The organism is Pseudomonas vranovensis, from assembly GCF_040438935.1.
In the GTDB taxonomy this organism is placed as follows: Bacteria; Pseudomonadota; Gammaproteobacteria; order Pseudomonadales; family Pseudomonadaceae; genus Aquipseudomonas; species Aquipseudomonas vranovensis.
The window spans coordinates 1,647,987-1,661,507 of record NZ_CP159259.1; the positions used below are offsets into that span (position 1 = coordinate 1,647,987).

11 protein-coding genes are annotated in these 13,521 nt (G+C 59.0%); 6 read left to right on the forward strand and 5 right to left on the reverse strand.

Annotation, left to right across the window (positions count from 1 at the left end; translation table 11 throughout):
* Nucleotide 1: 1 nt before the first annotated feature.
* From tssE to tssB, 3 genes are read right to left on the reverse strand one after another with little or no spacing between them, the layout of a single operon-like run.
* A complete protein-coding gene (gene tssE, locus ABVN19_RS07790) occupies nucleotides 2-412 on the reverse strand; it encodes a type VI secretion system baseplate subunit TssE (RefSeq protein ID WP_028942074.1) in 411 nt (136 codons plus the stop codon).
* A complete protein-coding gene (gene tssC / locus ABVN19_RS07795) occupies nucleotides 409-1,887 on the reverse strand; it encodes a type VI secretion system contractile sheath large subunit (RefSeq protein WP_105642693.1) in 1,479 nt (492 codons plus the stop codon). The genes tssE and tssC overlap by 4 nt, the downstream gene beginning before the upstream one ends.
* Nucleotides 1,888-1,942: 55 nt before the next feature.
* Nucleotides 1,943-2,446 (reverse strand): type VI secretion system contractile sheath small subunit, encoded by a 504-nt coding sequence (gene tssB, locus ABVN19_RS07800; RefSeq protein ID WP_028942076.1) that lies wholly within the window; start codon nucleotides 2,444-2,446, stop codon nucleotides 1,943-1,945.
* A gap of 317 nt (nucleotides 2,447-2,763) precedes the next feature.
* On the opposite strand from tssB, the gene vasI reads away from it, so the two are divergent.
* From vasI to ABVN19_RS07820, 4 genes are all read left to right on the forward strand, one after another.
* Nucleotides 2,764-3,414, forward strand: a complete 651-nt coding sequence (vasI, locus tag ABVN19_RS07805; protein ID WP_084167919.1) for a type VI secretion system-associated protein VasI — start codon at nucleotides 2,764-2,766, stop codon at nucleotides 3,412-3,414.
* A complete protein-coding gene (gene tssA, locus ABVN19_RS07810; protein ID WP_028942078.1) occupies nucleotides 3,402-4,841 on the forward strand; it encodes a type VI secretion system protein TssA in 1,440 nt (479 codons plus the stop codon). Before vasI ends, tssA begins: the two co-directional genes overlap by 13 nt.
* A 25-nt stretch (nucleotides 4,842-4,866) precedes the next feature.
* The gene (gene tssM / locus ABVN19_RS07815) at nucleotides 4,867-8,508 is read left to right on the forward strand and encodes a type VI secretion system membrane subunit TssM (RefSeq protein ID WP_105642694.1); all 3,642 of its coding nucleotides are present in this window, start codon (nucleotides 4,867-4,869) and stop codon (nucleotides 8,506-8,508) included.
* Nucleotides 8,509-8,589: 81 nt separating this feature from the next.
* Nucleotides 8,590-9,213 carry a glutathione S-transferase gene (locus ABVN19_RS07820; RefSeq protein WP_028942080.1) on the forward strand — a complete coding sequence of 208 codons (624 nt, stop codon included), beginning with the start codon at nucleotides 8,590-8,592 and terminating at the stop codon, nucleotides 9,211-9,213.
* Nucleotides 9,214-9,217: 4 nt separating this feature from the next.
* Here ABVN19_RS07820 and ampC read toward each other — a convergent pair whose 3' ends face one another.
* Both ampC and ABVN19_RS07830 read right to left on the reverse strand, forming a co-directional pair.
* Nucleotides 9,218-10,387 (reverse strand): class C beta-lactamase, encoded by a 1,170-nt coding sequence (ampC, locus tag ABVN19_RS07825; RefSeq protein WP_105642695.1) that lies wholly within the window; start codon nucleotides 10,385-10,387, stop codon nucleotides 9,218-9,220.
* On the reverse strand, nucleotides 10,374-11,216 hold the full coding sequence (locus ABVN19_RS07830) for a helix-turn-helix transcriptional regulator (RefSeq protein ID WP_105642696.1): 843 nt from the start codon (nucleotides 11,214-11,216) through the stop codon (nucleotides 10,374-10,376). The genes ampC and ABVN19_RS07830 overlap by 14 nt, the downstream gene beginning before the upstream one ends.
* A gap of 79 nt (nucleotides 11,217-11,295) precedes the next feature.
* On the opposite strand from ABVN19_RS07830, the gene ABVN19_RS07835 reads away from it, so the two are divergent.
* Both ABVN19_RS07835 and ABVN19_RS07840 read left to right on the forward strand, forming a co-directional pair.
* Nucleotides 11,296-12,297, forward strand: a complete 1,002-nt coding sequence (locus tag ABVN19_RS07835; RefSeq protein WP_028942083.1) for a bile acid:sodium symporter family protein — start codon at nucleotides 11,296-11,298, stop codon at nucleotides 12,295-12,297.
* A gap of 78 nt (nucleotides 12,298-12,375) precedes the next feature.
* The gene (locus tag ABVN19_RS07840; RefSeq protein ID WP_105642697.1) at nucleotides 12,376-13,515 is read left to right on the forward strand and encodes a heparan-alpha-glucosaminide N-acetyltransferase domain-containing protein; all 1,140 of its coding nucleotides are present in this window, start codon (nucleotides 12,376-12,378) and stop codon (nucleotides 13,513-13,515) included.
* Nucleotides 13,516-13,521: the final 6 nt, after the last annotated feature.

The following is a 13,521-nucleotide window of genomic DNA, read 5'->3' on the forward strand; positions in this document are numbered from 1 at the left end:
CTTACCTCACTTTGGTGTAGCGGTTATGGCCATTGACCAGTAGCTCGATTTGCAACTGCTGTTGCTGGTTGCGTACCTGCAGTTGGCATTCGAGTCGAAAGTCCAACTGCAGGGGGACCTCGGGATCAGGCTGACACCGTATTGCGCATACCTTGATGCGCGGCTCGTACAAATGGATGGTGCGACGAATGTCGGCAGCGATCTGTTTCAATACGTCACCGCGGCTTAGTGCATGGTCGTTGAAGTCGCGCAAGCCCAGTGCTGGACTACTTTGCGAGCTGCCTTGACGGCTGTTCAGCAGGCGCTCCAGGTGCTGTTTGATCGCCTCGAACTTCTCTGCGACGTATTCCTGGCAATGCGACGGGCGCCGCGCAGGTGTATCGGATTTCAGGCGCTCAAACAGGCTGCTCATTGGGTGTCGAGCCGCCCTACCAGGGAAATCTCGAAGTTGGCGCCCATGTATTTGAAGTGAGGGCGTACCGCGAGCGAAACCTGGTACCAACCTGGATCGCCGGCAACATCGGTCACTTCAATTCGGGCCGCGCGTAATGGACGGCGACTGCGGACATCGGCAGAAGGGTTTTCCTGATCGGCTACATACTGTTTGATCCAGCGGCTGAGTTCGCTTTGCAGGTCCTGGCGTTCCTTCCAGCTACCGATCTGCTCGCGCTGCAGAACCTTGAGGTAGTGGGCCAGGCGGTTGACGATGAACAGGTAAGGTAACTGAGTACCCAATTTGTAGTTGGTCTGTGCTTCCTGGCCTTCGGGCGTTCTGGGGAACACCTTGGGTCGCTGCGCCGAGTTGGCCGAGAAGAACGCGGCATTGTCGCTGTCCTTGCGCATGGTCAGGGCGATGAAACCTTCCTCGGCCAGTTCAAATTCCTTGCGGTCCGATATCAACACCTCAGTGGGGATTTTTGCCTGTAACCGGCCAAGGGACTCATACAGATGAACCGGCAGATCGTCCACCGCACCGCCGGACTGCGGGCCGATGATATTTGGGCACCAGCGGTAACGGGCAAAGCTTTCGTTGATGCAACTGGCCAGCAGGAACGCGGCATTGCCCCACAAGTAGTTACTGTGCTCGCCGTCAATGTTTTCGTCATAGCTGAAGCTGGTTATGGGGTGTTCGTTACGCTCGTAAGGCTGGCGCAGCATGAAGCGTGGCAATGCCAATCCGACGTTGCGTGAATCCTCGGCATCGCGAAAGGAGCGCCATTTGGCGAAGCGGGGCCCCTCAAAGATGTCCTTCACCTCTTTCAGATTAGGCAGGTCTTCAAAGCTGTTCAGGTTGAAAAAATCAGGCCCGGGGGCTGTGATGAATGGTGCATGTGACATGGCGGCCACGGAGGCGACATAACTAAGCAGCTTTATGTCACTGGAAGACGGGCCAAATGAGTAATTGCCGATCATGGCGGCAACCGGTTCACCGCCGAATTGTCCAAAGCCAGCGGTGTAGACATGTTTGTAAAGACCGCTGCTGGTAATGTCGCCGGCATTATCGAAGTCTTCCAGCAAGTCATTCTTGCTGATGTGCAACACCTCGAGTTTTATGTTCTCGCGAAAGTCGGTTCGGTCCACTAACAGCTTCAGGCCGCGCCAGGCTGATTCCAGTTGCTGGTATTCGGGTTGATGCAAGATGATGTCCATTTGCCGCCCGAGTGCGCGGTCCAGTTCGGCAATCATTAGATCGACACGATGCTTGTTGATGAGTTGGTCGCGCTCGTTGCTTTTCAGTATTTCCGTAATAAATGCTGCAACCCCTTGCTTGGCGATCAGGTAACCTTCCTGGGTTGGCTGCAACATGGTTTCGGCCATGATTTGATCAAGCAGACAGGGGTCACCCACTGTTGTTGGTGACGTGTTCGGGGTGGTCCTAGTTGGCATCGTGTCGCTCCGTTGTCGATTTCAAGACCGGCAGGGCCGGACTCAAGGCGGGCTGTCAATCTTCGTTGGGGGCTTCCAGAACAAGCTCCAGCTCCTGGGCCAGTTGGTTGCGCGACTGCTCATCGCTCAGCAGGTACTGCAACTGCTTTCGGAAGGCCGGAACGTTACCCAGCGGGCCCTTGAGGGCCACCAGTGCTTCACGCAGTTCAAGTAGTTTGTTCAGCTCCGGGACCTGGCGGGCAATTGCATCCGGCCCGAAGTCGTTGATCGATCGAAACTGCAGGCGCACCTGCATCTCTGCATCTGGTGCCTGACTCAGCGCCAAGGGCACGTTCATGTCCAAACGAACGTCAGCATCGTCGAGCACGTTGTTGAAGTTGTGTTTGTCCACGCGCATGACTTGTCGGTCTTCGAGGGCACGATCATCAATCAGGCCAAAGTCACCCGTTATCAGCATCTTGTGCGGCAGTTCGACTTCCGCTTGTTGATCGCCCGTGGCAGGGACATATTTTATGTTTATACGTTCTTTGGGGGCGACAGAGCTTGATGGCTTGGCCATGCGTGGAGAACTCCATTAAGTCAATTCAGGTTGTAGGAAGTTTCTTTTTCTAATATCAGGTGCTGGCAATTAAATGGTTTGCGAACTGTTTGTAGGAAAATTCTGGTGGCTGTAAGTAGGTGCTTGCTTTTTTTTAAGACGATGCATGGGGTGAGGTGTTTGCGTCGAGTCGCAAGGTGTTACTTCATGTTTATTTGTTTTTATCCAAGTTAATACCCTAAGCTCCCGTCCGATTCACTGGTGAGGTATTTCCGTGCAAGTGTGCAGACGGAGGTAGGTCATTGGTACGTATAATTTCAACGACAGGGTTGGCGCTGATGGATCGTTATGTTGGTTGGACGCTGGGGAGTTACTTGTTGTTCTGTGTGGGACAAGTTCAGGCAAGTGGCCCGCGTGACTGCACCGGTATTGTCTCCAACGTCGAGCGTCTTGCATGTTTTGATGAGGCGGCGGGAACACCGGTAGTGGTACCCCGGTTACCCGTCAGGCAAATACCGGAACCTGCAGCCCCGACCCGGACCCTGATCATGTCCAATGAGGTGCAGCGAGCGCCTGGCCAATCGGGTTTCGTCATGAGCAGCGAGAATGAAAGCGTCGACGGCAAGCAGCAACGGGTATTGATTTCGGCACCGGCTTCTGCACATCCCCACACCTATTTGGCAATCAGCTGTGTGCAGAACATTACCCGTCTGCAGTTGCTCACTGCACAGCCTGTGGAAACCAGTCGCGTCAGCATTGGCTTGGGGCCCAACCTCGGCGCTGCAAGCAAGCGGCCTTGGCAGGTGATGGAAGATGGCACGGTGATTGACGTCGGTCGCGGTCGAACCGCAATCGAGATGGTGAAGGGCGTGCTCGATTGGCAATACATTCACATCAGCAGCGACAATGCGCTGCTCAATGGCCTGGTGTTCGATAGCAACACCCTGGCGCCCATGATCAACCAGGCGCGTACAGCATGTCATTGGTAGTCGAAGCACCTGCTCAGGTGGCAGCGTTACTCTTGGCTCCGATCGATTCGAAGACGCCCGCCGGGTTGTTCGACATTGAAGACGAAACCTATCAAGCAATCGACCAGGAGATGGTCAAGCTGGGCGGGTTGCAGGAAGCCAACATCGACTGGCAGTACATAGAGGAAGCTTCACAGCAGTACCTGAGTAGCCGATGCAAGCAATTCCGCATTCTTGTCCATCTGGGCACCGCCTGGTTGCGCCGTCGCTGCTGGGAACGCTGGTGTACCGTGGTGAACGTGCTGGCCGGTATGGTCGAGACCTATTGGGAAAGTGCCTATCCTAAACCGGGGCCGACGGGATACCTGACCAAGCGCAAACTCGTCGAAGGACTGCTCAAACGCCTGGCAACTACGCTGCCGACACTGGAGCGGGCGAGCTTCGTGCCCGCTCACGGCGCCTTGGCGCAAGAATCACTTGCACGGTTGATGAAGTGTTCAGGTAGCGCGCAGTTGGACCAGGCAGCGTTGCTGGAGCTGCAGCGATTGCTCGAGGAGCAGGCGACCGCAGCCCGCGACGGCCCGTCAAAGCAGTCATTGGCAATTGTTCCCTCGAGTAGCGACGACTCTCTTGGCCGGACGCTACTGTCTGCTCAGAACGGTATTTCGCTGGGCAATGATCGCGAAACTCGACACGCCGTGTTGACCATGGCCGAGTTCATCAATCAGCAGGACATCTATGACCCAACGGGTTACCAACTGCGCCGCTTTGGGCTGTGGGCACATGTTCATGCGTTGCCTCCTGTCAGAAAAGAACTGCGTACGGAGCTGATGGCCGTCCCGGTTGAAATCGTGAGTCGATACCAGGATGCCTTGTCCGGCACGGTGGTCGAGCCTGAGCTGCTGCTCAGGGTGGAGCGCAGTGTAGTCGCCTCGCCATTCTGGGCGCGAGGGAGCTTCATGGCCGCTAGCATTGCCAACCGACTGGCCATGGGCGAAGTGGCTGAAGCTATTCGCCAGGCAACCGAGCGCTTTGTCAGGCGCTTGCCAGCCATGCAGCAGCTTTGTTTCAGCGACGGCACAGCCTTTGTCGATGAGCAATGCATGGCCTGGCTGAAAGGCAGCGGGACAGCGCAAGGGGCGGACTCGCACTGCCATGAATTTCAACGTTTGCGAGAAGAACTTGTTGCCCAGCTCGAGCAGGAAGGGGTCGAGCACGTGCTACTGCGCCTGCAGGCATTGCAGGGCGACTACCGTTCGCCGCGTGAGCGCTGCCATGCCACGTTGATTGCCGCTGACTTGCTGGCTTCGCGTGGGTTGTCATGGCTGGCAGGTGACCTGTGTGCAGGCGTCGCGCGCACCATGCAAGAAACCATGGCCACGCAGTGGGAACCCGACGTTTATCAGAAACTCAAGCAGTGTGGCGGCTCGTCACGGCTGAACGATTAGACCAACAGGGCGTTAGGAGTCTGCGATGGGGAAATTCCGGGATTACTTCAAGCGTTGGGGGTTGTCAGCATTGCGTCGGGTCACCGGGGTCTTGCCACTGATGTGGGTATTTGGGACAGTGCTGTTGTTGGTGGGTATCTGGTGGCTAGGGCCGCAATGGACCTGGCGTGAGCAGCAACCCTTGGCCAGTATGGCGCACCGTAGCATCGCCAGCCTTCTTGCCGTGCTGCTGCCCTTGCTGTTCTGGGCCTTGTTGTTGCGGTCGCGCTTTCGGCGCCTGCAAGGTGAGCGTCGACATGAAGCGTCGGTAGTCGCCGACCCCTGCTTGCCTTATGTGCAAGCCCAGGAGGGCGCGCTGAATCGAAGCCTTGCCAATTTTCTCGACAATGCAGGGGGGCGTCGAGCGCTTTATCAGTTGCCGTGGTACCTGGTATTGGGTGAGGAGAACGCAGGCAAGTCGAGTTTTATAACGCGTTCCGACCAAAGCTTTGCATTGACCCGCGTGAGCAAGGCCCAGGCCCGCAGCCGTGCAGATGGTGAGCTGGCGTATCCCGTGGATTGGTGGATTGGCAACGATGCGGTAATTATCGACCCGCCGGGCGAGCTTGTTGCACAGGCTGCGACCGAGGGTAATGCGCAAAGCGCAAAAGCCAAGACACGTCCATTGCTACCGCCCGGTACGCAAGCCAGGCTCTGGAGCCATTTGCTGGAGTGGCTGGCGCGTAACCGAAGTCGCCGCGCCCTCAACGGAATTGTCCTGGTTATTGACCTGTCCGCTTTATTGCAGTCCTCGCCGACACAAAGAATCGAGCTGGCGCATGTGCTGCGCGCTCGCCTGTATGAGCTCAGCAGTCAGTTGGGGTCGCGGCTGCCGCTCTATGTGGTGTTGAGCAAGTTCGATCTGATCGAGGGCTTTGACGCGCTATTTGCCAGGTTACCCGTTTCGGTTCGTGAGCAGATGCTTGGATTTACCTTCAAGCTGGACGCGGTTACCTCGTTTGACGCCTGGCTGGAAGAATGCGCAGCTCACTATGATCACTTGCTCGAGGTGCTTGAAGAGCACGTACTGGATTGCATGGGGGCGATCACTTCGACTGATCAGCGCCAGCGGCTCCTTTCATTGCAAGCCCAACTGATCGGTCTGCGTCCTGCGTTGTTGCGCTTCTTGACCGAGGCGCTGGGCAGCGACCGTTTCACGACCCCTGCGCTGGTACGTGGCCTGTACTTTTCTTCGGTGTGCCAGCAGGGCGAAACCAACAATGCCTTTGTACGGGCTGCCGCCCAACCCTACAAGCTGGCGGTGCCTCTGAGTGATACAAGGCCGCAGGTGGCGCCGCAGGTCTACTTTGCTCAGCAGGTGTTCCGGAAGGTCATCTACCCGGAGGCGGGGCTGGCGGGTGACAACGTCAAGGTGGCACGCAGCAAGCGGCGCTTGTTGTGGGTCAGCTCGGGGCTAGGGGTGCTGGCCGTCGCCATCGGTGTGGCGACCTGGCAACGCAATTTCGATGGCAACCGCGACAAGGCCATGAGTGTGCTGGCCAAGAGTCAGGAGTTCAGCGGTCGCGACATCGACACCCGAATCGACCCGACCGCGCGCAACTTGTTGGCCCCGCTGGACCAAATTCGTGATGCCGTCTCGGTGTATGGGGACTATCGCTCGGCTTGGCCGTTGGTGGCAGACGCGGGTCTTTACCAGGGCAAGTCTATTGGGCCAACCGTGGACCAGGCTTACTTGACCTTGTTGTCGCGGCGGTTTCTACCGGCGCTAGCCAGTGGGGTTGTCGACGCCATGAACGCAGCCCCTGAGGGCAGTGAAGCGCAAATGGCAGCCTTGCGTGTGTATCGGATGATCGAAGATAAGAACAATCGCCGCCCGCACATGGTCGAGGAGTGGATGGCGCGTCAATGGCAGGCCGCATTCCCGGGCCAAGGCCAGGTGCAGCGCGACCTGATGCGTCATCTGCAGTATGCGCTGACTTATGCAGAAGCCGATTTGCCACAGTTTCGCCAGCAAGTTGCACAGGTGCAGCACGTGTTACGCAAGGTGCCCTTGCCACAGCGCATCTACATGACACTGAAACAGCAGGCCCAAGAGCAGCTGCACAGTGGGCTGGATTTACGCAATGAGGTCGGCCCGGCCTTCAATGTGGTGTATCAGCCTTTGGCCAGCCCCCGTGACGAACCGACTTCGGACGCCATGTTGTTGGCACCGCTACTGACGGCCAAGGGATACAAGGATTACTTCGAACCCAATAGTCAGGGCATCACAGACTTGGCGATGGTCGATCAATGGGCGCTGGGCGAGCGCGACCGGCTGGACTATTCGGCGGTTGACCAGCAGGCGCTTACCGAGCGTATCCGCGCGCTTTACTATGCCGATTACGTTGACAGCTGGCGTCGGGCCTTGAACCAGTTGGCCGTGACTGATTTTGAAGACCTGGCCCATGGTGTGTCAGTGCTGGAGCACTTGACCGGGCCTTCGGCACCCCTGCGCCGGCTACTGGAGGTTGTACGCGACAACACCGTCATCAATCTGCAGCTGCCGGTTGTCGAGGGGCAAGCAGCCAAGGCACTTGAGGTAGCCAGTCTCGATGTTGCCCACCCGCATCAAGCCATGGGGATCCGCAGGGCATTTTCCGGATTGGCCGAGTTGTTGGCGGCCAAGGGAGACAAACCGACCAACTACGATGAAACACTTAATGCCGTCATGGCGGTCTATGACTATGCCAAGGCGGTACAGGATAGCCCTGATCGTGGCAAGGCCGCACTCAGCACGGTACTCAACCGCTTCTCCATGACTGCTCCCGACCCGATCAGCACATTGCAGCGTGTAGCAACCGGCTTGCCTGAGCCGATAAACCAGCACATCCGGAAAGTCGCGGATCAGACCGCCCAAGTATTGGTGGAGGAAGCACTGCGTGAGCTGGAGAAACGTTGGGAGTCGGAAGTCTACAGCTTCTTCCAGCAGCGCTTGGCCGGGCGCTATCCGTTTGTTGCCAGCGGGCCGGATGCAGCGCTGGACGACTTTGAAGCGTTTTTCGGACCCAGAGGCCGTTTGCAGCAGTTCCAGGATCAGTACTTGAAGGTATTTCTAAAGGACAATCTGGACGCCTTGTACTCCCACAGCCGTAACGGCTACCTGGTTCGCACCGACGTCATTGAGCAGTTGGAGCTTGCTGATCGCATTCGCGAGACGTTTTTCGATCATCGGGGAAGCCTGAGTGTGCAGTTCAGCGTCGAACCATTGGGACTGAGCGCAAACCAGCGTACCAGTGTGCTGGACCTCGATGGCCAACTTGTCTCATACACCCATGGCCCCAGTATTATCACTGGCCTGATCTGGCCCAATACACTCAGTCAGCAGGTGCGCAGTAACCTGACCCTGATCAAGTTGAACGGTAATAGCAGCAGTCTGGAGTTTCGTGGTCCCTGGTCGATGTTTCGTCTGCTCGGCCGCGGCAGTCTCAATGGTCGAACTGCAACCAGCGTCGATCTGAGCTTCAAGACCGGCGATGGCATGATGCGCTATCAATTGAGTTCTGAAAAAGCGTTGAATCCGATCACCCAGCGCCCATTCAAGGGTTTTGTACTGCCACGGACACTGCTGCAGAGCTCCCACGGTGCCTTGGCGCAAAACGAGGCACCGTATTTGGGGCGTGCATTGTGAGGAGACGACGCTCAGGTAACGATGGATTCCAGGTTGCGACGTGTGCTCATATCCAGATCAATAAACCCACAGGAGTGAGTGATGCTACGGATACTGGGCAAGGCTTCATCGATCAACGTGCGCAAGGTGCTGTGGACGTGCGCTGAATTGGACCTGGATTTCGAGCGCGAAGAGTGGGGCTCGGGCTTCCAGTCGACCCAGGACGAGGCCTTTCTGGCGCTCAACCCCAACGCAATGGTGCCGGTGATCCAGGACGGCGATTTTGTGTTGTGGGAGTCCAACAGCATCATCCGCTACCTGGCTAATCGCTATGGCGGTGAGCACCTGTATCCCACCGCGCCACAGTTGCGGGCGCGGGTTGACCAATGGATGGACTGGCAGGCCACCGACCTCAATGGTGCATGGCGCTATGCCTTTCTCTCGCGGGTTCGCCAGTCGCCCGCGCATCAGGACCCGGAAGCCCTTGCGGCGGCCTGCCGCAATTGGGCGCGCAACATGACGATTCTCGATCGCCAGCTGGAGCGCACCGGTGCGTATGTCAGTGGCGATACCTTCAGCCTGGCCGATATCCCCATTGGGCTGTCGGTCAATCGCTGGTTTCAGACCCCGATCGAGCATCCTCCGCTTCCCGCCGTGCAGGCCTACTACGACCGCTTGAATGCGCGTGAAGGCTACCGATTGCATGGGCGTAACGGCACGCCTTGAGGCCCTAGCGGTCCACTGCGCCGAGAATCGCGTGGGCCGCTTTTATTCGCTCGGCGTTGGGGTAGTTCTTGTTCGCCAGCAGCACAATGGCGATGTTCTTCGACGGAACAAACGCGACATAGGCGCCGAATCCATTGGTCGAGCCTGTCTTGTTCAGCCAGGTGTCGGGCTGCGGGACGCGGATGGGCTTGAGCCAGGTTACCGGCTGCGGCTGCAGCGCCATTTCGTTTGTGTTGCCCTTGAGCAGTTGATCAAGGGAAACGGGATAGCGATACATTTCCCAGCCCAGACCTTGAATCATTTCACCGACCCGGTAGTAGCCGGTCTGGGTAATCGCCAGGGTACGCTCCAACACCGGGCTCTGGGCCTTCGGCCGCATGTTCAGTTCCAGATAGTGCAGCAGATCGGCCGATGTGGTTTTCAAACCATAGGCTTCGGCGTCCAGCGGCCCCGGGCCGACGCGCACCGACTGATCGTCCTTGTTGTAGCCCTGGGCATAGTGGCTCAGTTGCTCTGTGGGTACCTGGATGAAGGTGTGCTGCAAGCCCATTTGCGGCAGCAGCTGTTTTTGCATGAGGTCTGCGAACGGGGCATTCAGGCTCCGGGCGGCGAGGTAGCCGAACAAACCCAGGCTGGGGTTGGAGTACAACCGATGGGTGCCGGGTGCATAGTCGGCTTTCCAATGGGTGTAATAGCCGAGTAGGTCGGACGGGGCCTTGACTTCGTCGGGAAATTGCAACGGCAAGCCGCCGGCACTGTAGGTGCCCAAGTTGAGCAAGGTGATGCCATCGAACGCGGTGCCCTTGAGTGCCGGCCAGTGCTTGCTGGCCGTGTCGCTGAGCGACAGCGCACCGCTGGCCTGGGCGAAACCTGCCAGGGTGGCGGTGAAGGTCTTGCTCACCGAGCCGATTTCGAACAGGGTGTCGGCGGTTACTGGCTGCTCGGTTTGCTTGGATGCAACGCCAAAGTTGAAGTAGTGCTGTTTGCCCTCTACCGAGATTGCCACTGCCATGCCTGCAATTGCCTGTTGCTGCATCAGCGGGCGGATAGCAGCACTGACGGTCGATTCGAGTTGGGCATCGGCCAGCGGTGCAGCCAGCGCGGGGGCTGCAACGATCATCAGGGTGGCAGCGGCCAGGATCGCCGGCATGGCCCGGGTTCTATCGTGTTCCATCTGGCAAGGCCTCATGTGTAGCGATTTCGGTGGATTGAGTGCGAAAGAACGCTCCCGGTGGCAAACCGAACTGTTTGCCGAAGGCAGCAATGAAGGCCGACAGCGAATCGTAGCCGCACGCGAGGGCGACATCGGTTACCCGCTCGCCGCGCTCCAGCGCCGGTAGCGCGCTCAACAGGCGCATGCGTTGGCGCCAGAGGCGAAAACTCAGGCCTGTCTCGCGCTGGAACAGGCGGCTCAGTGTCTTTTCCGACACCCCTTCACGCAATGCCCAGTCGTTGAGTCCGGTCGACGCATCAGGTTGTGCCTGAAGGTGGGCACACAAGGCGCGCAGTCGGCTGTCGTGGGGCAGGGGCAGCATCAGGTGCTGCTCTGCCGCTGCTTGCAGTTGATCGACCAATACCTGCACCAGGCGGCCATCGGCACCCTGCAGGTCGTAATGCACGGGCAGTTCGCTGAAGGTGCGGATCAACTCGCGCAACAGCGGGTTGATCGCGAGCACCCGGCATTGCGTGGTCGACCAGTCGCTGGGCGCGTGTTCCAGATAGAGGCTGCGCAGGTGGGTGTCGTCGGCGCAGCTGACGCGGTGCTGGACTTGTGCCGGCACCCATACCGCCCGCTGTGGCGGGACGAGGTAGAAGCTGTCGTCCGTGTGCACTTCGAGCACGCCGCCAATGGCATGGGACAACTGCCCCCAGGGGTGCGCGTGGCGGTACCCCAGGACGATGTTCGGTAACGTCTGGCGGTGGCCATAGACCGGGCGCGGCAGCTGGGTCAGGTGTTCGAGCGCCTGGGGCTCGGGGAGGTTGGGTTGTCCGTTTGGCGACACTGCGGGGGTTCTGGCGTTAGTGAAGAATGTGCGTAGACCTTATCGTCTGCCGCGCCACAATAACAAGTCGGGATCGACCATGAAGTACCTGCGGATGCTGTTCGACAATTTCACCCTGGCCCTGCTCGGGGTGATCCTCATTGCCACCTTGTTGCCCTGCGAAGGCACCGGTGCCGTGCTGTTCGGCGGGCTGACCAACCTGGCTATCGGCCTGCTGTTCTTCCTCCACGGCGCCAAACTGTCACGCGAGGCCGTGGCTGCCGGCGCTGGGCACTGGCGCCTGCATTTGTTGGTATTTGCCTGCACGTTCGTGATGTTTCCGCTGCTGGGCTTGGCACTCAAGCCGCTGTTCTTGCCGCTGGTGGGTGATGAACTGTACCTGGGCGTGCTCTACCTCTGTGCGTTGCCGGCGACGGTGCAATCGGCCATTGCCTTCACTTCGCTGGCCCGTGGCAACGTACCGGCAGCCATCTGCAGTGCGGCGGCCTCCAGCTTGCTCGGTATTGCACTGACGCCCTTGCTGGTGGTGCTGTTGATGGGCGTGGAGGGTGATACCGGCTCTAGCCTGGATGCGGTGTTCAAGATTGTCCTGCAGTTGCTGGTGCCCTTTGTTGCCGGGCAACTGGCGCGGCGCTGGATCGGCCACTGGGTGGCGCGCAATGCACGCTGGCTCAAGGTCGTCGATCAGGGGTCGATCCTGCTGGTGGTCTACACCGCTTTCAGCGATGCGGTGGTCAGCGGCCTGTGGCATTCGGTGGCGCCGCTGCGCCTGGCTGGCCTGGTGCTGGTCTGCTGCCTGCTGCTGGCGGTGGTGTTGTGGTGTACGGCTGCGCTGGGGCGGTGGTTGGGCTTCAGTGTCGAAGATCGCATTACCATTCTGTTTGCCGGCTCGAAAAAGAGCATGGCCACTGGCGTGCCGATGGCCCAGGTGCTGTTCGTCGGCGGTGGTATCGGCGCGATGATCCTGCCCTTGATGATCTTCCACCAGATTCAACTGATGGTGTGCGCAGTCCTGGCCCAGCGCTACGCCGCCCGCACGGACGAGCCGTCAGCCGCGCAGGCGAATCAACCCTTGCTGTAGAGCAACGTAGTGCGGACAGGCAAGGTGGTAACGATATAGTGTTACATTGTGCCGTTACCCTTTGCCGTGAGCCTTCGTATGCCCCCCAGCCAATCCCGTCTGCAATCGATCGACGCCTTGCGTGGCCTGGTGATGTTGTTCATGTTGCTCGACCATGTGCGCGAGACGTTCTTCCTGCATCGCCAAGTCAGCGACCCGATGGACGCGCTGACTATCGCCCCCGAACTGTTCTTCACCCGTTTGCTCAGCGCCCTGTGCGCCCCGGTGTTCATCTTCCTGACCGGCCTGTCGGCCTGGCTCTACAGCCAGAAGCACAGCCGTGCCGACACCTCGCTGTTCTTGCTCAAGCGCGGGGTGTTTCTAGTGATGCTGGAGCTGACCCTGGTCAACCTGGCCTGGAATGGCACCTTGCTGCCGCAGACCTTGTGGCTGCAAGTGATCTGGTGCATTGGCGTCTGCATGATCGTGCTGGCGGCGGCCTTGCATCTTCCGCGCGCGGCGGTACTGGTAATCGGCACCGTGATTGTGGGAGGACACAACGTGCTCGATGCGCTGGTGCTGCCCCCCGATTCACCCTGGTTCGCGCCGTGGGCGATCCTGCACCAGCGAGACTTCATCGACCTGGGCATTACCCGCGCGCGCACCACCTACCCGGTATTGCCCTGGATTGGCGTGATTCTGCTGGGTTGGGGGATCGGCCCCTGGTTTGCGCAAACCAGAGGGGCGAGGCGCCGCCTTGCGCTGCTGACAGGGTGGGGGCTTGGTTTGCTGGCGGCGTTTGTCGCATTGCGCCTGCTCAATGGCTACGGCGACCAGCCCTGGGTGGCCACGGGTGATGCCGTGCGTACCACCATGAGTTTCCTCAGTGCGCGCAAATACCCACCTTCGTTGATGTTCCTGCTGCCCACCCTGGGGATGTGCCTGGTACTGCTGGCGCTATTGGAGCGCTATCAAGCCCGGCGCTGGGTGCCGGTGCTGGCGCTGTTCGGCGCCGCGCCGATGTTTTTCTACCTGCTGCATCTGTATGTACTCAAGGCCCTGTATCTGTTGGCAGTGGCCGGGTGGGGCCTGAATCAAGGGCAGTACTTTGGTTTTGATCAGGTCAGTGGCGTATGGCTCTGCAGCCTGGTGCTGGCGTTGCTGCTGTATGCCCCGACGCGCTGGTTCGCGGCGTTGAAACAGCGGCGTCGTGACATTGTCTGGCTCAAGTACTTCTGAGCCACC